This is a genomic window from [Phormidium] sp. LEGE 05292 (genome assembly GCF_015207735.1).
Taxonomy (GTDB): domain Bacteria; phylum Cyanobacteriota; class Cyanobacteriia; order Cyanobacteriales; family Aerosakkonemataceae; genus Floridanema.
The window spans coordinates 1-1,939 of the sequence record NZ_JADEWG010000320.1; the positions used below are offsets into that span (position 1 = coordinate 1).

Consider the following 1,939-nt stretch of genomic DNA (forward strand, 5'->3'; position numbering starts at 1 on the left):
CTTCTGCGGTGGTTTTTTCTCCTCTGCTCATACTACATCCGGCAAGCTTCTCTCCTGGCTGTTTCTATCTGGCAGTCTCAGTACCAATTTTCCCAAAATCCGGCCTCAACGGGCTAGTTCTACTTTTCCTCTTCAAGGGTACTACATCCCTCTAATCATTGCTACATCTACCTTCTACCTTATTGCTTCTCTTCACCAAATTTGCGTAAGAGCCGCTCTACTTTTCCTCTTCAAGGGTACTACATCCCTCTAATCATTGCTACATCTACCTTCTACCTTATTGCTTCTCTTCACCAAATTTGCGTAAGAGCCTAAATCCCGGACACTCACTCCGGTTTTTTTCCACCGCTCGGACTCCATAAAGCTATTCCGGTCAGTCTCTTCTACAGAGAAACACATTTACTCAGTTTTGTCAAATCAAATTTCGACAATCATCGACTGCGATTTTCAGAAAACTTTTTTTGTGACTGTGCGTGATCGAAATTTACTTCGTGTTCTTACTATTTCTTAAGCGTGCGTACTATTTTTCTTTCGTATTCGTAGTATTTCTTTCGTGTTCTTAGTTTTTTCAGCTTCCGAGATCGATCGCACTACAGGAAATGGGAACATTTGGAAATGGGAATGGAAAAAGCCGGGAATCGTTGGCGTACCGAGGCGTTAACCTAAGAATTTTTTACTATATTGGTCTTGGCACAGTTTTAGATATATTGTGTAGATAGATTAGTAATCCCTCTGGCACCCTATCTGGGCTGCTCGATCTGTTGTATCAAGTGCAGCAGTTTTTGGGAAAAAAGACAAAGTAATCATAGACATTCCTCAAACTGAATTTGACTGACTGCCTTTTCAAGTTTTTCTGGTTCCATGCAGGAGGTGCTAGAGATGATCCAAGCCCACCCAAAATTAGTAACTTTCGATCAGTTTATCGACTGGCTACCAGAGAATCGCCGCTACGAATTACACGATGGCACAATCATTGAGATGCAACCCACTGGCCTTCATGAAGATGTTACAGGATTCCTGACACAGGAATTGACCCTGGAATACTCCCGACTGCATTTGCCTTATCGCATTCCGCAAAAAGCCTTAGTTAAACCAAACAATAAGGAAACTGGCTACAATCCTGACTTACTATTAGTAGACCGTCGCCAGCTAGCATCTGAGCCTTTATGGGAGAAAAAATCTACTCTGATTTATGGCGCATCCATCCCCCTAATTGTTGAGGTTGTGAGTACCAATTGGCGAGATGACTATGGTTACAAACTCGTTGACTACGAGGCAATGGGTATTCCTGAATACTGGATTGTGGATTATCTCGGTTTGGGTGGTGTGCGCTTTATTGGTACTCCCAAACAACCGACTCTCTCTGTATTCCAGCTGCTCGATGGGGAGTATCAAGCACGCCAGTTTCGTACCAGCGATCGCATCCAATCACACCTATTCCCCGAACTCAATCTGACAGCCGAACAAATTTTTCAGGCACAGAAATGAAAGTCAAGTTTTAGGTCGATTCTTTTGTTGCCTTCACGGATCTGATTTGGCTACCAACAGCAACAACCTCAGCCATTTGACTGAAGTCACTCACCGCGATGCGGCTTTTTCGGAACTAGCTTCATTTACTGACACTAACTACCTATTGGTTTATAAATTAGGGCGCTGGTGTCAGTAATTTTCTCTGTTGGGCTAAAGTCAGTTTTACCTTCTTCAGGGAAATATTACTGACACTAACTACCTATGGATCTATAAATTAGGGTGCTGGTGTCAGTAGTTTTCTTTGTTGGACTCAAGTAAGTTTTATTTTGTTCAGGGAAATATTGCCACTTGAAGGATAAAGTGGCACTTTGTGCCATTTTATCCTTCAAGTAATTGAGTGCCATTTTATGCTTTCAGTTGGCGACACTTGTAACGCTGGGAAATAGCACGACATAAATCAGGGAAATAT

Annotated in this window: 1 protein-coding gene; it reads left to right on the forward strand. The window is 42.4% G+C overall.

Features of this window, described 5'->3' with window-relative positions; all coding sequences use genetic code 11:
• The first annotated feature begins 879 nt into the window (after nt 1-879).
• On the forward strand, nt 880-1,488 hold the full coding sequence (locus IQ264_RS32320; RefSeq protein ID WP_193986843.1) for a Uma2 family endonuclease: 609 nt from the start codon (nt 880-882) through the stop codon (nt 1,486-1,488).
• The last annotated feature ends 451 nt before the right edge of the window (nt 1,489-1,939 follow it).